A 22770-nucleotide genomic window follows, 5' to 3' on the forward strand; every position below is an offset into this window, starting at 1 on the left:
CGGTCCACTAACATCCGGATGCTGGACGCTGTGGTTTCGAGATGTGGGACGGTCGGGCGTTCCCGCCGCTCCCCGCCGGGCGCCCTTACCTGCGGTGCGCACGCGCCCGTACCCCTGGGGGAGATCAACCGGAGCGTCCCGGCCCGATACCGTTAGCGCTGTGCAAGCAGCAGGCGATACGAGCAGACCGAACCCCGAGCGGCCGTCCCGGCGTCGGGGCAAGGGCTCCCGGCGCGCGGCCAAACGGGCCACCTGGCGCCGTACGGCGTGGGACTTGGTCAAGGACACCACCAACACCTGCGTCGAGTACCGGGTCACCGGCCTCGCCGCGGAGGCGGCCTTCTTCACCCTGCTGTCGATCCCGCCGCTGCTGCTCGGCCTGGCGGCCACCCTCGGCTACCTCGACAAGTTCCTCGGCGCCGGCACCATCGAACGGCTCAAGCACGACATCGTCTCGGCCTCCGGGACGGTGCTCTCGGAGTCCTCCGTCAACGAGGTCGTCAAACCGCTGCTCAGCCAGGTCTTCGACCACGTCCGGCCCGACCTGATCTCGATCGGCTTCCTCTTCTCGCTGTGGTCCGGATCCCGGGCGCTCTACATCTTCATCGACACCATCACCGTCATGTACGGGCTGGACGGCAAGCGGGGCATCGTCAAGACCCGGCTGATGTCGCTCGGCCTCTACCTCGGTGCCCTCGTCATCGGGTCCCTGGTGCTGCCGCTGATGATGGCCGGGCCCGGACTGGTCGAGAACGCCGTGTCAGGTCTCACGGGGGTGGTCAGCGCCGCCTACTGGCCGGTCGCGATCCTGCTGCTGATCGTCTCCCTGACCACCCTCTACCACCTGGCCGTACCGGTCTCCACACCCTGGCGCGAGGACATCCCCGGCGCGCTGGTCGCCCTGGTGGTGCTGGTCTTCTGCAGCGTCGGCCTGCGGATCTACCTGGTCAGCTCGATCGAGGGCCCCTCGGTGTACAGCTCGCTGGCCGCGCCGGTGGCCGTGCTGCTGTGGATCTTCGTGGTGGCCCTCGCGGTGCTCATCGGCGCGGCCATGAACGCCGCGATAGACCGCCGCTGGCCCACCCTGGAGACCGCCGACGCGCGTGCCGAGAACGAGCGTGCCCACGAGGAGGCCGCCGCCGCCGTGGTCCGCGAGGTCGCCGCCCGGCGGGCCGTCGAACGGGCCCGGCGCGCCCGCGAACTGGGGCTGGCCGAGGGCGTCGAGGAGGAGTGGGGCGAGGAGGAGGCGGACGACGTCGACGCGCCCGCCGAGTACCCCGAGCGGTGGGCCGACGTGCTGGCGGCCGACAACGTACGCGGGCGCCTCACCGCCCGGCCCGGGCCGCACCACCGGCCCGCTCCGCCGCCGCCGGACAGCGACCGGCCGGTGGGGCCGTCGCCGGGGGCACCGCCGGGGGCGTCGGGGGAGCAGCCGGGGTCGGGGCGGCCCGGGCCGGGAGCGCAGGGGCCGCAGGGGCCTGGGCTGCCGCCGGAGCGGCCGGGGTCGGGGCCGGGCTACCCGTCCAGGCCGCCGCGGCCGCCGTGGGAGCAGCGGTAGCGGGTTCTCCGTCGGCAGGTACGGGACAGGGCCTCCCTCGCGGGTCGCGGGGGAGGCCCTGTGCGTTCGTCCCGGGTGTCCCGGGTGTCCCGGGTGTCCGGGGTGTCCGGGGTGTCCTCAGGCGGACGGGTTCGAGGGGAACGGGGACTGCGGCGGCAGACCGTAGCCCTGGGTGTGCTGCTCGTTGACCGGCGGGTAGCCGTACGAGGCCTGCGGGGCGGGCGGCTGGGGCCCGGCGGGGTGCGGTGCGGCGGGCGGGCGACCGAACGCGGGGCGCAGCTCGGTGGCGGCGCCCGGGTCCGCGCCGGGGCCGGCGGTGGTCTGTGCGCTCGGGTCGGATTCCGGGGCCAGGGGTCGGCCCGGGCCGCCCAGGGTGTGGCCCGGGCCGGGGTTCGGGCCCCGGCCCTGGCTCCCGCCGGGCGGGGCCGGGTCGGTGGCGGCGGGGCGGTCACCCGGGCCGGTCTGTGCGGGGAGCGGCTCGGGGGAGGTCTGGACCGGGTCGAGGGCGGTGCGTCCCGAGGAGTCGCTGAGCTTGATCAGCAGCGCGACCATCAGCCAGTTCGCCAGCAGTGAGGACCCACCGGCCGCCAGGAACGGCAGCGCCTTCCCGGTCAGCGGGACCAGCCCGCTCACGCCGCCGACCACCACGAAGATCTGCAGCGCGAGCGCCGCCGACAGCCCGGCCGCGAGCAGCTTGCCGAAGGGGTCGGTCAGGCCGATCGCGGTGCGCAGGCCGCGCTGGATCAGCAGCACGTACACCAGCAGGACGGCCGTCACCCCGGCCAGGCCCAGCTCCTCGCCGATGGTGGTGAAGATGAAGTCGCTGCGTCCGGCGAAGCCGATCAGCCACGGCCGGCCCGATCCCAGGCCCGTCCCGGTGATGTGGCCGGTGCCCAGGCTGAACAGCGCCTCGGCGGGCTGCTCGGAGATCGCCGGGTCGTGCACCGGCTTGTAGTAGTCGAGCGGGTGCAGCCAGGCCTCGACGCGGCCGTGCACGTGGGGTTCCAGGGTGCCGACCACCGTCGCGCCGCCGACCGCCATCAGCAGGCCGAGCACCACCCAGCTGGTGCGCTCGGTCGCCACGTACAGCATCACGATGAAGAGGCCGAAGAAGATCAGCGAGGTGCCGAGGTCGCGCTCGAAGATCAGCACCAGCAGGCTGACCGCCCAGATCGCCAGCACCGGGCCGGCGTGCCGGCCGCGCGGCAGGGTCATCCCCCAGACCTTCCGCCCGGCCAGCGCCAGGGCGTCCCGGTTGGCCATCAGGTAGCCCGCGAAGAAGATCGTGATCGCGACCTTCACGAACTCGTCCGGCTCGAAGGACGGCAGCCCGGGGAGCTTGATCCACCGCTTGGCGCCGAAGCTGTCGGTCGGCGAGAACACCGGTGCGGTCAGCAGGACCAGGGCGCCCGCCATCATCACGTAGACGTACCGCTGGAAGAAGCGGTGGTGCTTGACGAAGACGATCAGCGCGATCGCCGCCGCCACCGAGATGAACACCCACATCATCTGCGAGGGCGCGGCGGGGAGCTTCTGGTAGTCGCCCTTGCCGGGGTGCGCGGCCTTGTAGCTGAAGTCCAGCCGGTCCAGCAGCATCAGCCCGAAGCCGGTCAGGAAGACGCCCAGTGGCAGGATCAGCGGGTCCGCGTACGGCGCGAACCGGCGCACCGCCAGGTGCGCGACCGCGACCAGCGCCCCCAGGGACAGGCCGTGGACCAGCAGCCCGGACGGCAGCTTGCCGGTCAGTGCCAGCGAGGCGTCGATGTGTCCGGCCAGACAGACGGCCACCGCGAGCGCCAACAGGCCCAGCTCGATGTTGCGGTGGCGCGCGGCCAGCCGGCGGCCCTCGCCGCGTGCAGTGCTTTGCACCTCTTGTCGTCCCCTTGTTGTCACCCACGTGGCCGGTATCGCGCCGACGGTGCATCCTGCCAGACGAACGCGGCCCCGCGCCGGTTGCGCCTGCGGGCCCGGCAAGGGCAGAACTTTGCCTTGGCAAAGCTTTGCCGGGCTTCGGTAAAGCTTTGTTCAGGGCCGGGTATAGAGGTGGGCCCCGGCTGCGGCGGGGCGGGTCGGAAGGGACATCATGGCCGGGCGCCGCGGCCCCTGCCCGGCGACTCCCGGCGCCCTCCCCGGCGACCCCGGGGAGCGGGTGCGGACGAGGTGGGCGGACGGATGAACGGCGCGGTGGATGTCGCGGTCCAGGCGCTCGGCCACGGTGGCGCGGCCCGGGCGCTCGCGTACAGCGGACCGCCCGCGTGGCAGTGGTCCGACCTGGCCACCTCCTGGACGCTCGAACCGCTCGTACCCGCCCTGTCGGTGCTCCTCGGCGGCTGGTACCTGACCGCGGTGCGCACCGTCCACCGCGGCGACGGCCAGCGCTGGCAACCCACCCGCACCGCGGCCTTCCTCGGCGGGCTGCTGCTGTGGATCTGGTGCACCTGCTCCGGGCTCGGGGTGTACGAGCGCATCCTCTTCACCGACCGGGCCGTGCAGGTCGTGCTGCTGCTCATGGTCGTCCCGCTGCTGCTCGCGCTGGGCGCGCCCGTCTCGCTGCTGGTCGAGTCCTCGCCGGAGCACCGGCGGGAGCGGATCCTGCGGGTGCTGCGCAGCAGGCCGTCCAAGGTGCTGATGTTCCCGGCGGTCTCCACGGCGCTGCTGATGGCGCCGCCGTGGCTCCTCTACTTCACGCCCTGGTACGAGTGGTCGCTCTCCAGCGGGGTCGGGAACGTGGTGCTGCACCTGGCACTGGTGCTGCTGGGCCTCGCCTACTTCTGGCCGCGGCTGCAGCTCGACCCGGTCGGGCACGAGTACCCGCACCTGGTCGGGCTGTTCATCACCTTCGCCGAGGTGATCTTCGACGCCGGGCTCGGGATCGTGCTGATCTACGGCGGCCACCTCGTCGCCGAGCACTACTACGTCGCGCTCGGGCGGCCCTGGGGGCCGAGCCTGGCCCAGGACCAGACCTGGGGCGGCAACGCCTTCTGGGTGCTGGGTGACTTCGTCGGGCTGCCGTTCGTGGCCGCGCTGGTGCGGCGGATGGTGGTGCAGGGGCGCGAGGAGATCAAGGCCGTGGACGCCGAGCTCGACGCCCGCTTCGAGGCGCAGGCCGCGCAGGCCCGGGCGGCGGGGCTGCCGGAGGAGGAGGAAACGGGCATGCGGCCGTGGTGGCTGGACGACCCGAACCTCAAGCACCGGTACGGCGGGTAGTCCTCGTTTCCCCTCCGGAGCGCGTTTCCGCAGGTCAAAAATGTGTTGGCCGTCGGCGCGGCCCCCGCTAGCGTGTGACGCGTCAGGTTCGGGGGCCATTGGGCCGCCCGAGGAGTAGAGAGCAGGAGGTGAACCCCGTGGTCGTTGTCGCCCCGATAGCTGCCCTGGGCAGCACTCGCGTTCACCTCCTCTTCCCGGCCGCCGGCTGAGCCCTCCGCGCCAGCCGTAGCCCGCCGGGACCATCTCCTCCCGAAGGGCCACTGCGTTGTTCAACGCTGCCTCCGTTCCGTCGTTCTCTTCCTCCTCCTTCTCCGGCGACACCTTCGCCGACAACCTCGCCGACCCCGCAGTCGCGGGCTCCCCGCTGGCCGGCTACGGCTGGACGCCCGAGCTCGACGAGCTCTTCGCCCCGCTCGCCGAAGCCGGGCTGCTCCCGGCCCGGATCGTCCGGGTCGACCGCGGCCAGTGCGACGCCGTGCTCGCCGACCCGGAGACGGGCGCGCTGCGCACCGTCCGGTTCGACACCCGGCGGGTGGGCGACGCCGACATGATCAACTGCCCGTGCACCGGCGACTGGGCCGCCGTCGACCTGCACGCCCAACCGATGGCCGCCGTCACCGCGCTGCTGCCGCGCTCCACCGCGATCATCCGCAAGGTGGCCGGCAAGCGTTCCGACGGCCAGGTGCTGGCGGCCAACGTCGACACCGTCCTGATCGCCGCCTCCCTTGCGGCCGATCCCGACCTCGGGCGGATCGAGCGCTTCCTCGCCCTGGCCTGGGAGTCCGGCGCCGAACCCCTGGTCGTCCTCACCAAGGCCGACCTGGTGGACGACGCGGACTTCATCCGGGCCGACGTCGAAGCGGTCGCCCCCGGCGTCACCGTGCTGGTGGTCAGCGCCGAGACGGGCGAGGGCATCGACGTGCTCCGCGCCTGCGCTCCCGGCACCACCGTGCTGATCGGCCAGTCCGGCGTGGGCAAGTCCACCCTCACCAACGCGCTGGTCGGAGCCGAGGTGATGACCGTCCAGCAGGCCCGAGAGGTCGACCAGAAGGGCCGCCACACCACGACCACCCGCGAACTGATGGCACTGCCCGGCGGGGGCGTGCTGATCGACACCCCCGGGCTGCGCGAGGTCGGCCTCTACGGTGGCGAGGGGGTGGACCTGGCCTTCGCCGACATAGCCGAGCTGGCCGAGGAATGCCGCTTCCACGACTGCAACCACCACACCGAGCCCGGCTGCGCGGTGCGGACGGCGCTGGCCGACGGCACCCTGCCGCAGCGCCGGATGGACAGCTACCTCAAGCTCCAGCGCGAGAACGAGTGGATTGCCTCCCGCTCGGACGCCCGGGTGGCCAAGGCCCGGCTGAACAAGTGGAAGGCGATCACCAAGTCGATGCGTGCGGCGGGAGGTCCGGTGAAGCGTTGAGCGGACGGGTTCCCGGCTCAGGGGACGGGCGTCAGCCGGGCCCGGCTGGTGCTGGACAGTTGCGCTGACCACCTGGCTGTTGCGGCCACCTGGAGTGCCACCTGTTCTGGCCGGCCGCCAGCGGCCGGCCAGAACAGGTGGGGCTGGGGCGCGTGGGTGTGGTGGGCACGGCGGGGGCGGTAGATGGACGCGCGGTGGTGGCGGCGGGTGGGCGGGGGGAGGAGGAGGGGCCCAGAGAACCAGGTGGCCGATTCCCACCTGATCGTTCCGTCGCCGCTCCGGCGCTGCCGGAGCGGCGACGGGCAAGCAGCCGATGGGCAACCCCTGAACGGTGATGTCCGATTCCCGCCAGTCGCCCCCTCGTCGGTGCCGCAGACTGGACAGCGTGATCGACGACGACATCCGGTACCGAGCCGTGGACAGCCGGGACTCCCGCTTCGACGGGGTCTTCTTCACGGCCGTCACCTCCACCGGCATCTACTGCCGACCGAGTTGCCCCGCCGTGACCCCGAAGCGTGCCAACTGCCGCTTCTACCCCAGTGCCGCGGCCGCTCAAGGCGCCGGGTTCCGGGCCTGCCGCCGTTGCCGACCGGATTCCGTGCCCGGCTCCCCGGAGTGGAACCACCGCGCCGACCTGGTCGGCCGCGCGATGCGCCTGATCGGCGACGGCGTGGTGGACCGCGAGGGCGTCGCGGGCCTGGCCGGTCGGCTCGGCTACAGCGCGCGGCAGCTGCAGCGCCAGCTCATCGCCGAGCTCGGCGCCGGCCCGATCGCGTTGGCCCGCGCCCGCCGCGCCCAGACCGCCCGGCTGCTCCTGCAGACCACCGAGCTGCCCGTCACGGACATCGCGTTCGCGGCCGGGTTCGCCTCCGTCCGCCAGTTCAACGACACCGTCCGGGAGGTCTACGACCGCACCCCCAGCGGCCTGCGCGCCGAGGTCGTGGCGGGCCGCCGCACCGCGACCCCGGCCGGCGGCCTCACCCTGCGCCTGGCCTACCGCGGCGCGATCGACAGCGACCACCTGATCGACTTCCTCGGACTGCGCGCCGTCCCCGGGGTGGAGGAGGTCGTGCCCGGCGCGCGCCCCGGCGTGCGCACCTACCGGCGCACCCTCGCGCTCCCGTACGGTCACGGCATCGCCGAGGTGGACGGCCTGGCTCCGGACGACCCGCGCACCCGCGGCTGGCTCGACTGCCGCCTGTTGCTCGCCGACCTGCGCGACCTGCCGACCGCCGTCCAGCGCCTGCGCATCCTGTTCGACCTGGACGCCGACCCCGACGCCGTCGACGACCAGCTCGGCGCCGACCCGGTGCTCGGCCCGCTGGTCCGGGAGCGCCCCGGTCTGCGCTCGCCCGGACATGTGGATCCGCACGAGCTGGCCGTCCGCGCCGTGCTCGGCCAGCAGATCACCGTCGGCGCCGCCCGTACTCTGGCGGGCCGGCTCGCGGAGAGGTACGGCGCCGCGCTGCCCGAACCGAGCGGTGGCCTGCGGCTGCTCTTCCCCACGTCGGCGGCGCTGGCGACCGCCGACCCCGAGGACTTCGCGATGCCTGCGGCCCGTCGCCGCGCGCTCACCGGCCTGTGCGCGGCGCTGGCCGAGGGCGTGGTGCGGCTGGACGGCGGGGTGGACCGGGAGGCAGCCGCCGCCCAGCTGTTGGCGTTGCCCGGCATCGGCCCGTGGACGGTCGGCTACCTGCGGATGCGCGCCCTCGCCGACCCCGACGTCTTCCTCCCGAGCGACATCGGCGTCAAGCACGGCCTGATCCGGCTCGGTGCCCCCGGTGACCCGAAGGCCGCCGCCCTCGCCGCCGAGGCCTGGGCCCCGTGGCGCTCCTACGCCGTCCACCGGCTGTGGGCCGGGCCCGTGAGCGCCGCCCCGGGCGGCGTCGGAACGGGAACCGGCACCGGCACCGGAGCCGACACAGGCACTGGCACCGAAACCGGATCCAGCACCAGCTTCAGCACCAGCACCGGAACGGAGAACGACCCGGCATGAGCACCACCGTCTACACCACCATGGAGAGCCCCCTCGGCCGTCTGCTGCTCAGCGGCGTGCTTCCCGAGGGCGGTGGCGCGGCGGCCCTCGCCACCGTCACCGCGCCCGGGCAGAAGTACGCGCTGGCCGAGCCCGCCGACGGCTGGGAGTTCGACCCCGAGGCCCTCGCCGAACCGGTCGCCCAGCTGACCGCCTACTTCAGCGGCGAGCGCACCACCTTCGACCTGCCGCTCGCTCCCGAGGGCACCGAGTTCCGCCGGCGGATCTGGGCCGCGCTGGACGAGGTCCCGTACGGCACGACCGTCACCTACGGCCGACTCGCCGAGCTGGCGGGCGAGTCGCCGCGGATGGTCCGGGCGGTCGGCGGCGCGGTGGGCGCCAACCCGCTGCTGATCGTGCGCCCCTGCCACCGGGTGCTCGGCGCCAACGGCTCGCTCACCGGCTTCGCGGCGGGCGTGGACCGCAAGCGCCGGCTGCTGGAGCTGGAGAGCGGCACCCTCTTCTGACCCGGCGCGTGCGGCGCGCGAAGCCTGCGGGGTGAAGGGCGTCAGTCCCGCAGGTCCACCCGCCAGTTGTTGCTGCGCATGAACCGGCCGGGCGGGAACTCGAACTCCGTCTCGCCGAGCAGCGTGAACCCGGCCTTCGCGCACACCGCGTTGGAGGCGGGGTTGTCCACCGAGGGGAAGGCGTGCAGGAAGCGGTGCGCGGCCTCGCGCCGGGCGGCCGCGACGGCGGCCCGGGTGGCGGTCACGGCGATGCCCTTCCCCTGGTGCCCGGGCAGGACGTTCCACCCCATCTCGTGGACGGTCCCGCCCGCCCAGGTGCGGGTGCCGTAGCCGACCGTGCCGACGGCCTCGCCGCCGGGCAGCAGCACGATCCGGTACATGCAGCCCAGGCCGGAGGGGACGAAGTCCAGGTAGCGCCCGTGCCGGACGAGCAGCTGCTCCTCCGTCTCCGGTCCGCCGACGTGCTTCTTCATCTCCGGGGTGTTCACCCGGCGCAGCAGCGCGAGGTCGGCGTCCGTCCAGGGCTCGATCCGTACCGCGATCTCGGTCATGACGGGGACGGTAGTGGCCTCCGGATCCCGGCGGCCACCCGATTTCGACCGGCCGCTTCCACTGTCCGCTTCGACCGTCCGCCTCGGACGTCCGCGTTCAGCTGCTCGCGGGCCCCTCGGTGAGAGCGCCCGGCTGCGCCAGGGCGCGGGCGAGCTTTTCGAGCGCGGGCAGCGCCTGGACGACGGCCTCGCGGTCGGCCGGGGCGAGGGTGCCGAGCGCGGTGGCGATCCGGCGTTCGTGGGCGTGCTGCCAGTCGTCCAGCTGGCGGCGTCCGGCCGGGGTGAGGGCGATCCGGGCGGTGCGCCGGTCGCCGGGGTCGGCCTGGCGGTCGACGAATCCGGCTTCCAGCAGCTTGCCGACCAGTCCGCTGACGGTGTTGGGGGCGAGCCGCTGGCGGGCGGCGAGCTCGCCGACCCGCAGCGGGGCGGCGGCGAGGGTCTGGAGGAGTTCGACCTGCGCCATCGGCAGGGACTCCCACGGGTAGTCGGTGCGGATGCTGCTGCGCAGTGCGCGGCGCAGCCGGGTGACGGTGTCGGTCAGCCGCCGGGCGTGCTCGACCGCCGGGTCGTGGCTTTCGGCGGCGGAGTCGGGAACGAGCGGTGACGACGGCATGGCGGACAGCGTATCGCCTGGTGCGGGGCGTTCCGGGGGCGCTGTCCGCTGCTCGGACGCGGGGTGGACGCACCGCGAGATCCTTCGTATCGCAGCACGAGCAACTCGTAGAGAGAACATATCTGCATCCGATATATTTGTGATATGAACGCCACCGCTCTTGTCGCGCGCCTGCTCACCGAGCGGCCCCGGCCCCGCGGCATAGCCGGCTGGCGCCACGCCCACTGGCTGGCCGTCGGCACCGTCTGTCTCGGAGCCTTCCTGGGCCAGCTCGACGCCAGCGTCATCGCCCTGGTCTTCCCCGCCCTCGGCCGCCACTTCGGCGCGGGCTTCGCCGCCGTCGAGTGGGTCGCCCTCGCCTACCTGCTCGTCCTGGTCGCCCTGCTGGCCCCGATCGGCTGGCTGTCCGACCTGGTAGGCCGCAAGACCATGTACATCGGCGGCTTCGCCGTCTTCGGCCTCTCCTCTCTCGGCGCCGGGTTCGCCGAGAGCCTGTGGATCCTGGTCGGCTGCCGCGCCGTGCAGGCCGTCGGCGCCGCGATGATGCAGGCCAACAGCGTCGCCCTGGTCGCACGCGGCGTCCCCGAGCACGCGATGCGGCGCGCCCTCGGCATCCAGGCCGCCGCCCAGGGCCTCGGGCTGGCGCTCGGGCCCAGCCTCGGCGGGCTGCTGGTGGAGCACGCCTCGTGGCAGTGGGTGTTCTGGGTGAACGTGCCGATCGCCGTGTTCGGCATCGTGGCCGGCTGGTACCTGCTGCCCCGCACCCGGACCTGCCCGCCGGCGGCGGTCCCGACGACGGTCCCGCAGCCGCGTGGCCGGGGGGCGCGAGGCCGGGGACCGCGTGCCCGGAGCCCGCGCGAGCCCCGCTTCGACCTGCCCGGCATGCTGCTGCTCACCGGCGCGACCACCGCGCTGCTGCTCGCCCTGTCCACCGCCTCCGGCCTGCCGCTGCCCGGCTGGGCGGTCGCGGCCCTGCTGCTGGCCGCCGCCGTCCTCGCCGTGGCGCTGGTGCGCCAGGAGCGGCGAGCGGCCCGGCCGATCCTGGCGCCGGGGCTGGTCAACACCCCGGGAGTGCGGTCCGGGCTGGTGGTGGCGCTGATCGGCTACCTGCTGCTGTTCTGCCCGTTGGTGCTGGGCCCGGTGCGGCTCACCGGCGCGGGCGTGTCGACGGCCGCCGCCGGGCTGGTGGTCACGCTGCTTCCCGCCGCGTTCGCCGTCGCGGCGACGGTCGGCGGCGGACTGCTGCCCCGGGGCTGGTCGGACGTCACCCGGTGCCGCTTCGGCGCCGGCCTGGCCGCCGCCGGACTGCTGCTGTTCGCCGCACTGCCGGTCTCGGCCGCGGCCGTCGCGGCTCCGCTGCTGGTCGCCGGGTACGGGCTGGGCCTGCTGCTGCCCGCCAACAACGCCCTGGTGATGCGGGCGATCCCGGCGGAGTGCTCGGCCGTCGGTGGCGGCATGGTGAACATGGCGCGCAGCCTGGGCACCGCGCTCGGCATGGCGCTGTCCGTCCTCGGTGTCCACCTGGCGGGCGCGGCGTCCGGTGGGCGGACGGTGCTGGCCGTCCTGGCGGCGGTCGCGGTGGCGGCGGTCGCGCTGACCCGGCCCGCCGCCCCTCGGAGCCGTCCGGCGGCTACGCGCTGACGTTCAGGGCGTCCTGGGCCCGGTTCAGCCCGAGCCGCACCAGCGTCTCCAGGGCGTCCGCGCAGCGGTCCGTCACCTGCGGCATCGCGGCGAGTTCCCCGTCCGAGAACTTCTTCAGCACGTAGTCGCCGACGCTCTGCCCCTTCGGCGGGCGCCCGATGCCGAAGCGCAGCCGGACGAAGTCCCGGGTGCCGAGCACCTCGCCCACCGACCGCACCCCGTTGTGCCCGCCCGGGCCGCCGCCGCGCTTCAACTTGCCGGTGCCGTAGGCGAAGTCCAGGTCGTCCTGGACGACCACCAGGCGCTCGACCGGCACCCCGTAGCGGCGCAGCAGGGCGGCCACCGGCCGGCCGGACAGGTTGATGGACCACCACAGCGGCTTGGCCAGCAGCACCTGCCGGCCGTCCACCTCGATCTCCGCGACCACGGCGCCGATCCCGCGCCGGCGGAACCGCGCGCCGTACCGCTCGGCCAGCCGGTCCACGGCCAGGAAGCCGGCGTTGTGCCGGGTCAGCCGGAACCAGGGGCCGGGATTGCCCAGTCCGGCGATCAGCCAGGGCGCGTCGGTGGTCATGCGGGAGTGCTCCAGGAGGGGGTGCGGACAGCGGAGGGGTGCGGACGGCGGACGGGGTGCGGACGGCGGACGGCCGGGGCGCGGTACGGGCGGTCGCGGGACCGTCGTCGCGCCCCGGCCGTCCGGGGGAACGAGGGGCTTGCGGGAGTCAGGACGCGGGCACGCCGGGGGCGGCGCCGCGCTCCTTGAGCATGCCGGTCATCAGCTCCAGCTCGGACGTCTGGGCGACCACCATCGACTGGGCGAGCCGCTTCTCGACGTCGTTCTTCGCCATGTCGACGTAGCCCTGGGCCATCTCCACGCCGCCCTTGTGGTGCTCGATCATCAGCTGGAGGTAGTACACCTCGGCGTCCCGCCCGCTGAGCGTGCGCAGCTTCGCCATCTGGGCGTTGGTGGCCATGCCCGGCATCAGCGAACCGTCGTGCGCCTGGTAGTCGTGGTCCATCTTCATCCACGTCATCGGCTTGGCGGTCGAGTGCTGCGACAGCCCCCACTGGTCGAGCCAGCCCGTCATCATCCCGCGCTGGTTGGCCTGGGTGTTGATGATGTCGAAGGCGAGGGTGCGGGTCGGCTCGTCGCTCGTGCGGTCCCGGACGATGAACGACAGGTCCACCGCCTGCTGGTGGTGGGTCGCCATGTCGCGGGCGAAACCGGCCTCGGGCGAGTCGTCCGCGGGGACGGCGATCGAGGACGAACCGGAGGCCGAGGTCCCGCCGGCCACCAGGGCCGGCACCCCGAGCGCCAGCGCCACCACGGCGGCCAGCACGGCCGGCCACCACATCCGGCGACGGCCGGGTCGCTCCGCGGTCTGCTCCTCCGGCTCGCCCGCTGCGTCCGTTGCGCCCGCTGCCGAGGTCTCCTCGGGGCGGGTCCCGTCGGCGGTCACATCTCCCCCATGGTGCAGGAGGCGCCCGGCTCCTGGGTCTGCTTGCCCTGGACGTACTTGGTGAAGAACTGGTTGACCCGCGGGTCACTCGCGCTGTCCACGATCAGCTGGGTGCTCCAGGCGTTCAGGGTGATGGTGCCCTGCTCGTCCGGGTACGGGCTCATCAGCGAGTACGGGGTGGCCTTGACCTTGTCGGTGAGGATCTTGATGTCGTCCGCGGTGGCCTTGCCGTTGTACGTCACCCAGACCGCGCCGTGCTCCAGCGAGTGGACGGCGCGCTCGTTCTCGACCGGCTTGTCGTAGACGTGGCCCATGCAGTCCAGCCAGACCGCGTTGTGGTCACCGCCGACCGGCGGGGTCATCGGGTAGTTGACCTTGTCCTTGACGTGGTTGCGGCTCAGGTCGCCGAAGGTCTTCACGCCCGGGATGTCCGCGTTGGCGGCGGCCTCGCGGTCCTTCTTCTTCTGGTTCTGGTCCATGACGAACCAGGTGCCGGTCGCGATCGCGCCGATCACCAGCACACCGGCGGCCACCGAGGCGATCACCTTGTTGCGGCGGTCGCGGCGCTGCTCGGCGGCGCGCAGCTCGGCTATCCGGGTGCGGCGGTCGACGCCGCCCTTGCCGCCGGGCTTGTTGGACTGCTTAGAGGCGGAACCCATGATGGTTGTCCTTGTCCCCGCCGCGCACGGCTGGTGGCGGCGGTCGGCTGAAGAGGGGGGAGTGGCGGACCCGCCGAAGGGAAAGCGTCGGCGGTGGGTTCCGCTCAGGACCGGTGGACCTGGAGCTCGTGCAGATCAGGGGCCGGGTGCGGGCCGTCCAGCAGTCCCGCGGGCACCACCCGGGGCAGCGCCTCGGGTGCCGGGGAGACGAGTGGCCATGCGGCGGGCTGCGGATGCGGCGGCGGGTTCGGCAGCTGGGCGTCCTGCGGGCAGAACGGGTGGCTGGAGCAGCCGTTGTTGTGCGGCGGCTGGCCGTCGGCGGTGCACAGGATCCAGTGATCCTGCTGCTCCGCGATGCGGTGGTGGCCGTCGGAGGCCCGGGCGGTGTCGCGCGCGGCGTCACGGGCGGTGTCCCGTGCCGCCTCACGCGCGAGCGGGGTCTGCGCGGTGGCCTCAGCCGCGGTGACCACCGAGACGGCGCTCACCGGGCCCGGCCCCGGACGGGCGGACGCGTCCGCCTTCGCCAGGCCCGTACACGGCAGCACGGTCAACAGGGCGACCAGCAGCAGGCCCAACAGCGCACCCGCCGGGCGGCCCGCCGATGCGGCCCTCCCCGGTCGGGGTGAGCTCGGGGCCGACGCGGTCATGCGCACATTTAATCAGCCGAACGGGTGAAGCGATGCCCCTCATCGGCCCTCATTTTCGGCCGCCAACACCCCGCAATCTCCAGGAAACGCCCTGCTCGGGGCACATCCGGCAAGCGCGGACGGAACGGAAACGCACGCCGTGACGACGGCCGTACCGTCTTGCCGCCGCCCTGCCGCCCCGCCGCCGGCTAAGCACCAGGTGAACGCGGTGGCCGGGATGATCCGGTCGGTGACCGGTTGTCGCCGAAACCCGGACAGCGTCGTTGCACTTGGAGACAATGACGCCAGTCCGGCCCCGCCGGGGGCGGCGCGACCACGGACCGACCAGGAGCCGCCAGATGAGCAAGCAGGGTGCACCCGCACAGCCGCCCCGGCCCGACGACGGCTGGTGGGACACCGTCTACGACGGGCCGGCGGGCACCCTCCCCGACACCCCGCACGCCGACCCGGGCGACGGCAGCGTCGACGACTGGTTCGACACGGCGGCGGGACTGATCGGGCAGCAGCGGACGGCGGAGCCGGAGGTGGCTGCGGAGCCGGTGGTGGCTGCGGAGCCGGTCACGGAGCCGGTGGTGGCGCCTGCTGCCGAACCGGCTGCGGAGCCGGTCACGGAGCCGGTGGTGGCGCCTGCTGCCGAACCGGTGGTGGCGCGGGACGGCCTCGACGACTGGTTCGACACCGCCCTCGGCGTGATCGGGGGGACCGGCGGCATCGGACGCCAGCGCCGCTCGACCGAGACCGCCGCCGACGCGCCGGAGCCAGAGGCCCCGCCCACCCCGGTCTCCCTGGAAAAGCCCGCCCCGGCCCCCGAACCCGAACCCGAACCTGCACCGTCCGTGGAACCGGAATCCTCTGCGGAACCGGAACCGGAACCGGAGCCGGAGCCGGAGCCGGAGGCCGCTCCTGCCCCGGCACCGGAGCCGGAGGTCGCCCCTGCCACCGAACCGGAGGTCGCTCCTGCCCCGGAACCCGTCGCCGTCAAGGAACCGGCCCCCGAACCCGAACCCGACCATGCGCCGCAGCCCGACCCGGAGCGCTCCGCCCCCATCCCCGACCCGCGCCTGGCCATCCGCGCCCCGCTCACCGACAGCGGCCCCGCCGTCCCGCACGTCGGCGAGCGGCCCCCCACGTACGGGCCCGAGCCGACGGCCGTACCCGAGGCCGACCCGGGCACGCTGAACGCCGTCGTACCGGACACCGCGCTGGAAGGCGCCCAGTACGGGACGACCGTGCTGCGCGCCGTCTCCGTCCGGGGTGACTCCGCCCGCTACCGGGGTGAGCCGCGCCGGGACAGCCTGCTCGTCACCAGGTTCGGCGACGGCCCCGACGGGCTGCTGCTCGCCGTCCTCGCGGGCTACGACCGCACCGACGGCGCCGAGGACGAGTCGTTCACCGCGCAGGCCGTCGCCGCCGCTACCGGCGAGGCCTGCCGCCAGCTCGCCGCCGCGATCGGACGCAGCCGGGCCGGCCTGGCCGCCGACCTGCGCGAGGGCGCCAGGGACCGCCTGCGCTACGGCCTCCAGCGCCTGGCCACCGGCGCCGCCGCCCCGCTGCGTGCGCTGGCACCCCGGAAGGAGGGGGACGACTCCCCGTTCCCGGCCTCGCTGCACTGCCTGCTCGTGTCGCTCGACCCGGCGGCGGGCTACCGCGCCGCCTTCGGCGTCGGCCCCGGCGGGCTCTACCTGCTGCGCTCCGGCCACTGGATCGACGCCTACGCGGCCCGGCTGCTCCACCACCCGGACGGCCAACCGCCCGTTCCGGAAGCCCCGGTACCGGACCCGCGCCCGTTCCGCTTCCGCCTCGTCCCGGCCACCCCGGGCGACATCCTCCTGCTGTGCACCCCGGGCCTGTCCCACCCGATCGCCGACGAGCCCGCCGTCGCCCACTTCCTCTCCGCCCATTGGGCCCACCCCCACCCCCCGGGCACCGTCGACTTCCTCCGCCAGGTCCAAGTCCGCGCCAAGGGCTACGCCGACGACCGCACCGCCGCCGCCATCTGGACCGAGTAGACACGGCCCCGCACCAGAAGTCGGCCCACCCGACTTCTGGTGCGTCCGGTCCCGCTCCGGGCCCACACCCGCGGGCCCGGGAACCGGGTTTGCCGCTTGGGGTGATCGGCCTGCGGCCACCGGTGCGTGGATGCGGTGTCGCTGTTGCCCGCGCCCGGCCGGGCCTGTCTGTCTGCCGGTCAGTCGCCCGGGGCCGTTGCGCCGGAAGTCGGCCTGGTCGACTTCTCCTGCGGGCCCCGCCGACCTCCTCGCGTGGGCGCCCCAGCGCCCCAGCGCCCCCGCGATGTCGCGGGGCGTGCAGGTGTGCGGCGATACGGCATCAGCGGCCTCGCCGCGGGAGTGAGCCCCGTCAAGGCGCCTCGGGTTTGCGGGCCAGCAGGCAGGCGCGCGGTCTGTTCGCCCGCCCGCCGGGTTCCTGTTCCAGCTTCGCGGTGACCACGAGTCCGGCCTGCTCCAGCAGGTCGACCATGCGGTTCAGGGGCAGGAGGTATGACTCGTAGGACACCGGTTGGCCGTAGCCCCGGGTCGGCTGCAGCCGTTCGTCGCCGACGTAGTCCCCCCAGAGGAGGTAGCCGCCGGGCGCGAGCGTGCGGTGGAACTCGGCGAACACCGCCGGCAGCCACTGAGGGGGCGTGTGGTGTGTGGAGTACCAGGCCAGGATGCCACCGAGCTCGTCGTCCTCCATCTCCAGCGCGGTCATCGATCCCACGGTGAACCGCAGGTTCGGGTGGGCGTGCCGGGCCAGCTCGATCATGTTCGGTGACAGATCGACGCCGAAGGCGGACACTCCCAGCTCGGCCAGGTGCACCGTCACGCGGCCGGGGCCGCATCCCAGGTCCGCGACGAGACCGGGACCGGCCGTCCGCACGAGCTCGGCGAGCCCCGCCAGCATCGCGCGTGACAGCGGATCCATCGCGGCTGGAGGCGGAACGCGTTCGACGTAAGCGGCGGCGACGGTGTCGTACGACTCGCGGACGGCGGTCAGGAAGGAGGGCTCAGCCATGCGGGCGACCCTAGACCAGGGGAACGACGACCCTTGTCACGCCCTTGAGTTGACGGATGGGGGCCGCAGGGGTTCAGGTGCGGAGGAGGGTGGTGGCGACGGAGGTGGCGTGGGTGAGGGCGGTGGGCGGGTGGGCGTCGGGGAGACCGATGGCGATGGGGACGGCCAGGCCGTCGAGGAGGGCGCGGAGTCGGGCGGCGCGGGCGGTGGCGGGGCCGGGGGTGAAGTGGCCGGTGGTGGTGCCCTGTTCGATGAGGGTGACCAGGTCGGCCTGCCAGGGGGTTTCGATCTCCTGTTGGCCCCGGCGGAGCTCGTCGCTGGCGGGGGAGCGGCCCCAGACCTCGACCCAGAGGATCCAGCGCGGGTCGCCGGGGCCTTCGGGCAGGTAGAGGCGCAGGTAGGCGTCGAGGCGCTGCCAGGGGTCGAGGGTGGGGTCGGTGAGGGCTTCGCGGCGGCGGGCGCCGAGTTGGTCCTCGCTCCAACGGAGGGTTTCCAGCAGGAGCTGGTCCTTGGTGCCGAAGTAGTAGAGCAGGTGTCCGGCGCTCATCTGGAGCTGTTTGCCGAGGCCGGCCATGGTGAGTTTGGCGAGCCCGTGTTCGGCGATGGCGGCCCGGGCGGTGGCGAAGACCTCCTCGCGGGGGCGCGCCGGTCGGCGCGGGCGGGGGTCGGCCATGGTGGGGCTGCTTCCTGGGAGGAGGTGGGCAGGACCGGAGGGTACCGGGGTGGGGGCGGGTGCCCCCACCCCGGTGGCCGGGGGCGTCAGGCCTTGGGCTGCTGCTGGGTGATGCAGTGGATGCCGCCGCCGTTGGCGAAGATCTCGCGGGCGTCGACGAGTTCGACGGTGCGGCCGGGGTAGGCCTCGGCGAGGATGTCGGCGGCCTGCTGGTCGCGCGGGTCGTCGAAGGCGCACAGCACGACGGCGCCGTTGGCGACGTAGTGGTTGATGTAGGAGTAGTCGACCGGCTCGCCGTCCTCGTCGAACAGGACGGTGGGGGCGGGCAGTTCGATGACCTCCAGCTGCCGGCCCCGGGCGTCGGTGGAGGCGCGCAGGAGGGTGACCAGTTCCTGGCAGACGGCGTGGTCCGGGTGGGAGGGGTCGGGCTGGACGTGGGCGACGACGACGCCGGGGCGGACGAAGGAGGCGACGATGTCGATGTGGCCGCGGGTGCCGAACTCGTCGTAGTCGCGGGTGAGTCCGCGCGGCAGCCAGATGGCCTTGGTGGTGCCGAGGAAGGCGTGCAGCTCGGCCTCGACCTGCTCCTTGGTCCAGTCGGCGTTGCGGCCCTCGCCGAGCTGGACGGTCTCGGTGACGAGCACGGTGCCGTCGCCGTCGACGTGGATGCCGCCGCCCTCGTTGATCAGCCGGGAGGCGAAGCGCTGGACGTCCGCGAGTTCGCTGATGTGTTCGGCGATGTGCTGGTCCTTGTCCCAGCGGGCCCAGGACTGGGCACCCCACCCGTTGAAGATCCAGTCGGCGGCGGCGAGCGAGCCCTTGCCGTCGATCAGGAAGGACGGGCCGATGTCGCGCATCCAGGCGTCGTTGAGCGGGCGCTCGACGATCTCGACCTGCTCGGAGACGTACTTGCGGGCCTCGGCGGTCTCACCGGTGTTGACGATCAGCGTGACCGGCTCGTACCGGACGACGGTGTCGGCGACGGCGGCCCAGGCCTGGCGGCCGGCGTGCAGTGCCTCGGGGCTGTCGAAGGTGGGGTTGGCGGTCGGGAAGGCCATCCAGGTGCGGTCGTGGGGGTGCCATTCGGCGGGCATCCGGTAGCCGAGGGAGGCGGGCGTGGGGGTGGTCATCGTGGGAGTCCTCAACAAGGGGGGATCAGAGGAAGTAGAGGCGGCTGAGGGAGACGCTGTCGGCGGGTTCGGAGCGCAGCGGCGAGCCGTCGAGGGAGACCAGCCCGGTCTCGGTGACGTCGACCTGGCCGACCCGGGCGTTGCGCACCATGTCGCGCGGCCCGATGCCGCGGGTGCCGCGGACGCCGACGCGGCGGCGGCGGGTGGGCAGGCCGTCGGCGGGGCGGTCGAGGTAGGCGGCGTCGGCGGCGGCCTGGGCGACGAAGGCCACCGAGATGTCGGCGGCGGTCGCGCCGTGGGCGCCGAACTGGGGGCCGAGGACGAGCGGTTCGCAGCGGTCGGTGGAGGCGTTGGGGTCTCCGACGACGCCGTACGCGGGGAAGCCGGACTTGAGGACGAGCTGTGGCTTGGCGCCGAAGTGGTCCGCGCGCCACAGCACGATGTCGGCGAGCTTGCCGACCTCGATCGAGCCGACCTCGTGGGAGAGGCCGTGGGCGATGGCCGGGTTGATGGTGAGCTTGGCGATGTAGCGCAGCACGCGCTCGTTGTCGTCGCCGCTCTCGGTGGTCCCGTAGGAGCCGGTGCCGTCGAGCGGGCCGAGTTCGGCCTTCATCTTGCCGGCCATGGCGAAGGTGCGGCGCACGGTCTCGCCCGCGCGGCCCATGCCCTGGGCGTCGGAGGAGGTGATGCCGATGACCCCGAGGTCGTGCAGCACGTCCTCGGCGCCCATCGTCCCGGCCCGGATGCGGTCGCGGGCCATGGCGGCGTCGCCGGGCAGGTCGACCTTGAGGTCGTGCGCGGAGACGATCATGCCGAAGTGCTCGCCGAGGGCGTCGCGGCCGAACGGCAGGGTGGGGTTGGTGGAGGAGCCGATGACGTTCGGCACGCCCGCCATCTTGAGCACGTTGGGGACGTGACCGCCGCCGCAGCCCTCGATGTGGAAGGCGTGGATGGTCCGGCCCTCCAGCACCTTCAGGGTGTCCTCGACCGACAGGCACTCGTTCAGCCCGTCGGTGTGCAGCGCGACCTGGACGTCGTACTCCTCGGCGACCCGCAGCGCGGTGTCCAGCGCACGGGTGTGGGCGCCCATGTCCTCGTGCACCTTGAAGCCTGAGGCGCCGCCCTCGGCCAGTGCCTCGATCAGCGGGGCCTCGTCGGAGGACGAACCGCGGCCCAGGAAGCCGATGTTGACGGGCCAGGCGTCGAAGGCGTTGAAGGCGTGCCGCAGCGCCCAGGGCGAGTTGACGCCGACGCCCCAGACCGGGCCGAACTCCTGGCCGATGATCGTGGTGACGCCGGAGGCGAGCGAGGCCTCCATGATCCGCGGCGAGAGCAGGTGCACGTGGGTGTCGATGGCGCCGGCGGTGGCGATCAGGCCCTCGCCGGAGACGATCGTGGTGCCGGTGCCGACGACCACGTCCACGCCGTCCAGGGTGTCCGGGTTCCCGGCCCGGCCGATCGAGGCGATCCGGCCGCCGATCAGGCCGATGGACGTCTTGCGGATGCCCTGGATCGCGTCGATGACCAGGACGTTGCTGATCACCACGTCGCAGGTGTCGCGGACGGCGGCGGGCTTGAGGTGGAGGCCGTCGCGGGCGGTCTTGCCGAAGCCGGCCAGGAACTCGTCGCCGGGCGCCTGGGAGTCGGACTCGACGCGGACGATGAGTCCGCTGTCGCCGAGGCGGATCCGGTCGCCGGCGCGCGGGCCGTGGACGGAGATGTAGTCGTGCGGGGTGATGGAGCTCACGAAGGCACCTCCGAGTCGTCGAAGTTGGTCAGGTAGCCGGTCGCGCGGGCCTTCTCCAGGGCGGCCTCCTTCGCGCCGGGCGCGTCCAGGGGGCCGTCCACCAGTCCGGCGAAGCCGATCGCGACCCGGTCACCGCCGATCGGGACGAGGCCGACCTCGACGGTGGTGCCGGGGTCGAAGCGCACCGAGGAGCCGGCCGGGACGGCCAGGTGGGTGCCGTAGGCGGCGGCGCGGTCGAAGGCCAGGCGCGGGTTGGCCTCGAAGAAGTGGAAGTGCGAGGTGACCGAGATCGGCACCGCGGACGTGTTGTGGACGGGGAGGAGCAGCGTCTCCTCGATCGGGTCGTAGCCGGCGCCGTCGCCGACCAGCGCGCCACCGGGGGCCTCGTCGCCGAGCGAGCCGGCGCCCTTGAAGGGGTCGTTGACGACGGCGAGGCGGGTGCCGTCGTCGAAGACGGCCTCGACCTGGACGACGGTGACGACGTCCGGCACGCCGGGCAGCACGTCGTCGGCGGTCAGCACGGAGCGGCCGGCCTCGATGGCCTCGGCCAGGCGCCGGCCGTCGCGGGCGGCCTCGCAGACGGTGTCCGCGATCAGGGCGGTGGCCTCGGGGATGTTGAGGCGTACGCCCCGGGCTCGGCGGGCGCGGGCCAGTTCGGCTGCTGTGAAGATCAGCAGTCGGTCCCGCTCGGTGGGGGTCAGTCGCACGGTTCCTCGCTCGCGGTCGCCGGGGAGGGGGTCGGCTCGGGGGGCCGGGGCTTCCGGGGTGATGTTAGAACGGCGTTCAAACATCTCGGGTCATTGAACCCGCGCAGGGGCGTCGTGTCCAGCGTTGCCGCTTCGCGGAGGTTCGGCTTGTCGGGCGCGCGGCGGGGGTGAGGGGCGTGGAGGACGGAGTGCGCGGGGGTCCCGGCGCGGTGGTGGCGGAGACGGGGCGCGCGGCCCGCGCGCGGTCCGTACGGGCGCCGGGTGTGCGCGGGATCGAGTGGGAGCGGGCTCGAAAGCAGCCTCTGCGCTTCGCAAACCTGTCCGGCGCGGGCAGTTGGATCACGTGAACCTCCCCGTGCCCCTTTCACCCCACGTGATCGGACGCACACTGTTGCAAACGCCGTCAACTGGGCATGAGGATGGGTGGTCAGAACGAGGGGGCCACCCGGCCGGCGGGGGATCCGGAGGCGGGGGCCCGGATTCGAGGGCGGGGGCATGTGGTGATGGACGGTCAGTCGCGATTCCCGCGGCAGCGGACGAGTTCGGGCGACGCCTACCGGTCCGGGACGGCCCAGGGCCCGGTCAACGGCACCGGCACCGGCACCGGCACCGGCGTCGGCATGGGAACCGGCACCGGGACGACCCTGCCGGGTGCGCCGGCCCCGGGGTGCGCGCTGCACCGCCGGCTGCACCTGACGCTCGACCCCGCCGACCTGGTCGCGGTGGGCGCGGTACGGCACCGGCTGCGCACGGCACTGAGCCACTGGGGGGTGCCGGAGCTGTCCGACACCGCCGAGCTGCTCACCTCCGAGCTGGTCACCAACGCGCTGCTGCACACCGCCAAGGGCGCGGTCTTCGACGCGGCGCTCGGCTCGGACAGCCGGCTGCGGGTCGAGGTGCAGGACGGCACGAGCCGGCTGCCCGGGCGTCGGCGCGATCCGGAGGCCGAGTACGCGACCTCGGGCAGGGGACTGCTCCTGGTGGAGGCGCTCGCGGACTCCTGGGGCGTGCAGCTGCTGGGCGACGGCAAGGTCACCTGGTTCGAACTCGCCCTGCCGTAGCCCCGCCTCCGCCCCGCACGACCCACGGCGCGAACCGCACCGCACGCCCCGCACGAACCGCACAGCGCGCCCGCAGGATTGTTCGCCGTCGATTGATCCGTTATCGAAGCATGCCCTGAACGCAAGGCGGGGCGCAAGATTTCCGGCCCGTTGCCATTGCCGCTCGGCCGAACATT

At 73.6% G+C, this 22770-nt stretch carries 20 protein-coding genes; 8 read left to right on the plus strand and 12 right to left on the minus strand.

Going from position 1 to position 22770, the window contains the following annotated elements; translation table 11 throughout:
* Positions 1-274 precede the first annotated feature (274 nt).
* On the plus strand, positions 275-1558 hold the full coding sequence (locus tag HS99_RS21305; RefSeq protein WP_223886096.1) for a YihY/virulence factor BrkB family protein: 1284 nt from the start codon (positions 275-277) through the stop codon (positions 1556-1558).
* A gap of 117 nt (positions 1559-1675) precedes the next feature.
* Here the strand turns inward: HS99_RS21305 and HS99_RS21310 are convergent, their stop codons facing one another.
* Entirely contained in the window at positions 1676-3427 is a 1752-nt protein-coding gene (locus tag HS99_RS21310) for an FtsW/RodA/SpoVE family cell cycle protein (RefSeq protein WP_063737901.1), read from the minus strand.
* 303 nt (positions 3428-3730) lie between these two features.
* Between HS99_RS21310 and HS99_RS21315 the strand changes: the two genes are divergently transcribed.
* The 4 genes from HS99_RS21315 (at position 3731) to HS99_RS21330 (ending at position 8693) form a co-directional block, all read left to right on the plus strand.
* A complete protein-coding gene (locus tag HS99_RS21315) occupies positions 3731-4765 on the plus strand; it encodes a cytochrome c oxidase assembly protein (RefSeq protein ID WP_050366858.1) in 1035 nt (344 codons plus the stop codon).
* A 265-nt stretch (positions 4766-5030) separates the two neighbouring features.
* Positions 5031-6191 (plus strand): ribosome small subunit-dependent GTPase A, encoded by a 1161-nt coding sequence (gene rsgA, locus HS99_RS21320; RefSeq protein WP_078939083.1) that lies wholly within the window; start codon positions 5031-5033, stop codon positions 6189-6191.
* A gap of 334 nt (positions 6192-6525) precedes the next feature.
* Entirely contained in the window at positions 6526-8187 is a 1662-nt protein-coding gene (locus tag HS99_RS21325; protein ID WP_078939013.1) for a DNA-3-methyladenine glycosylase 2 family protein, read from the plus strand.
* On the plus strand, positions 8184-8693 hold the full coding sequence (locus tag HS99_RS21330; protein ID WP_030281687.1) for a methylated-DNA--[protein]-cysteine S-methyltransferase: 510 nt from the start codon (positions 8184-8186) through the stop codon (positions 8691-8693). Before HS99_RS21325 ends, HS99_RS21330 begins: the two co-directional genes overlap by 4 nt.
* A 41-nt stretch (positions 8694-8734) precedes the next feature.
* Here the strand turns inward: HS99_RS21330 and HS99_RS21335 are convergent, their stop codons facing one another.
* Together HS99_RS21335 and HS99_RS21340 are read right to left on the minus strand one after the other, a co-directional pair.
* Entirely contained in the window at positions 8735-9244 is a 510-nt protein-coding gene (locus tag HS99_RS21335; protein WP_030551120.1) for a GNAT family N-acetyltransferase, read from the minus strand.
* Positions 9245-9341: 97 nt separating this feature from the next.
* Positions 9342-9857: a MarR family winged helix-turn-helix transcriptional regulator gene (locus tag HS99_RS21340; protein WP_037828824.1), complete on the minus strand. Its 516-nt coding sequence runs from the start codon at positions 9855-9857 to the stop codon at positions 9342-9344.
* A 144-nt stretch (positions 9858-10001) separates the two neighbouring features.
* Between HS99_RS21340 and HS99_RS21345 the strand changes: the two genes are divergently transcribed.
* A complete protein-coding gene (locus HS99_RS21345) occupies positions 10002-11498 on the plus strand; it encodes an MFS transporter (RefSeq protein WP_046387053.1) in 1497 nt (498 codons plus the stop codon).
* Here the strand turns inward: HS99_RS21345 and pth are convergent.
* The 4 genes from pth to HS99_RS21365 all read right to left on the minus strand — a co-directional run bounded on the left by pth (position 11488) and on the right by HS99_RS21365 (position 14264).
* On the minus strand, positions 11488-12072 hold the full coding sequence (gene pth, locus HS99_RS21350) for an aminoacyl-tRNA hydrolase (protein ID WP_030551114.1): 585 nt from the start codon (positions 12070-12072) through the stop codon (positions 11488-11490). The two genes, HS99_RS21345 and pth, sit on opposite strands and share 11 nt — an antisense overlap.
* Positions 12073-12220: 148 nt before the next feature.
* On the minus strand, positions 12221-12853 hold the full coding sequence (locus HS99_RS21355) for a DUF305 domain-containing protein (RefSeq protein WP_037828900.1): 633 nt from the start codon (positions 12851-12853) through the stop codon (positions 12221-12223).
* Between the two features lie 101 nt (positions 12854-12954).
* Positions 12955-13617, minus strand: coding sequence for a thioredoxin-like domain-containing protein (locus tag HS99_RS21360; RefSeq protein WP_030281671.1), 663 nt, complete (start codon positions 13615-13617; stop codon positions 12955-12957).
* Positions 13618-13721: 104 nt separating this feature from the next.
* A complete protein-coding gene (locus HS99_RS21365; protein ID WP_141763780.1) occupies positions 13722-14264 on the minus strand; it encodes a hypothetical protein in 543 nt (180 codons plus the stop codon).
* Positions 14265-14602: 338 nt separating this feature from the next.
* On the opposite strand from HS99_RS21365, the gene HS99_RS21370 reads away from it, so the two are divergent.
* Positions 14603-16273, plus strand: coding sequence for a protein phosphatase 2C domain-containing protein (locus HS99_RS21370; protein ID WP_050366859.1), 1671 nt, complete (start codon positions 14603-14605; stop codon positions 16271-16273).
* Positions 16274-16622: 349 nt separating this feature from the next.
* Here HS99_RS21370 and HS99_RS21375 read toward each other — a convergent pair whose 3' ends face one another.
* From HS99_RS21375 to HS99_RS21395, 5 genes are all read right to left on the minus strand, one after another.
* Positions 16623-17276 (minus strand): class I SAM-dependent methyltransferase, encoded by a 654-nt coding sequence (locus HS99_RS21375; RefSeq protein WP_030551111.1) that lies wholly within the window; start codon positions 17274-17276, stop codon positions 16623-16625.
* A gap of 73 nt (positions 17277-17349) precedes the next feature.
* Entirely contained in the window at positions 17350-17949 is a 600-nt protein-coding gene (locus tag HS99_RS21380; protein WP_030551110.1) for a TetR/AcrR family transcriptional regulator, read from the minus strand.
* 86 nt (positions 17950-18035) lie between these two features.
* On the minus strand, positions 18036-19079 hold the full coding sequence (locus HS99_RS21385) for an agmatine deiminase family protein (protein ID WP_030281660.1): 1044 nt from the start codon (positions 19077-19079) through the stop codon (positions 18036-18038).
* A 25-nt stretch (positions 19080-19104) separates the two neighbouring features.
* Complete coding sequence (locus tag HS99_RS21390) at positions 19105-20826, minus strand: urease subunit alpha (protein WP_030281658.1); 1722 nt, start codon at positions 20824-20826, stop codon at positions 19105-19107.
* Positions 20823-21533 (minus strand): urease subunit gamma, encoded by a 711-nt coding sequence (locus HS99_RS21395; RefSeq protein ID WP_030281656.1) that lies wholly within the window; start codon positions 21531-21533, stop codon positions 20823-20825. Before HS99_RS21395 ends, HS99_RS21390 begins: the two co-directional genes overlap by 4 nt.
* 503 nt (positions 21534-22036) lie before the next feature.
* Between HS99_RS21395 and HS99_RS48180 the strand changes: the two genes are divergently transcribed.
* Entirely contained in the window at positions 22037-22594 is a 558-nt protein-coding gene (locus tag HS99_RS48180; protein ID WP_107048726.1) for an ATP-binding protein, read from the plus strand.
* The last annotated feature ends 176 nt before the right edge of the window (positions 22595-22770 follow it).

Origin of the sequence: Kitasatospora aureofaciens (assembly GCF_001188955.3) — a bacterium.
Classification (GTDB): Bacteria; Actinomycetota; Actinomycetes; order Streptomycetales; family Streptomycetaceae; genus Kitasatospora; species Kitasatospora aureofaciens.

Coding starts and splice junctions, on each gene's coding strand:
- HS99_RS21380 (WP_030551110.1), bottom strand. CDS start 17,949: ATGGCCGACCCCCGCCCGCGCCGACCGGCGCGCCCCCGCGAGGAGGTC.
- HS99_RS21365 (WP_141763780.1), bottom strand. CDS start 14,264: ATGACCGCGTCGGCCCCGAGCTCACCCCGACCGGGGAGGGCCGCATCG.
- pth (WP_030551114.1), bottom strand. CDS start 12,072: ATGACCACCGACGCGCCCTGGCTGATCGCCGGACTGGGCAATCCCGGC.
- HS99_RS21375 (WP_030551111.1), bottom strand. CDS start 17,276: ATGGCTGAGCCCTCCTTCCTGACCGCCGTCCGCGAGTCGTACGACACC.
- HS99_RS21345 (WP_046387053.1), top strand. CDS start 10,002: ATGAACGCCACCGCTCTTGTCGCGCGCCTGCTCACCGAGCGGCCCCGG.
- HS99_RS48180 (WP_107048726.1), top strand. CDS start 22,037: ATGGACGGTCAGTCGCGATTCCCGCGGCAGCGGACGAGTTCGGGCGAC.
- HS99_RS21315 (WP_050366858.1), top strand. CDS start 3,731: ATGAACGGCGCGGTGGATGTCGCGGTCCAGGCGCTCGGCCACGGTGGC.
- HS99_RS21360 (WP_030281671.1), bottom strand. CDS start 13,617: ATGGGTTCCGCCTCTAAGCAGTCCAACAAGCCCGGCGGCAAGGGCGGC.
- HS99_RS21385 (WP_030281660.1), bottom strand. CDS start 19,079: ATGACCACCCCCACGCCCGCCTCCCTCGGCTACCGGATGCCCGCCGAA.
- HS99_RS21355 (WP_037828900.1), bottom strand. CDS start 12,853: ATGTGGTGGCCGGCCGTGCTGGCCGCCGTGGTGGCGCTGGCGCTCGGG.
- HS99_RS21370 (WP_050366859.1), top strand. CDS start 14,603: ATGAGCAAGCAGGGTGCACCCGCACAGCCGCCCCGGCCCGACGACGGC.
- HS99_RS21325 (WP_078939013.1), top strand. CDS start 6,526: ATGTCCGATTCCCGCCAGTCGCCCCCTCGTCGGTGCCGCAGACTGGAC.
- HS99_RS21335 (WP_030551120.1), bottom strand. CDS start 9,244: ATGACCGAGATCGCGGTACGGATCGAGCCCTGGACGGACGCCGACCTC.
- HS99_RS21330 (WP_030281687.1), top strand. CDS start 8,184: ATGAGCACCACCGTCTACACCACCATGGAGAGCCCCCTCGGCCGTCTG.
- HS99_RS21340 (WP_037828824.1), bottom strand. CDS start 9,857: ATGCCGTCGTCACCGCTCGTTCCCGACTCCGCCGCCGAAAGCCACGAC.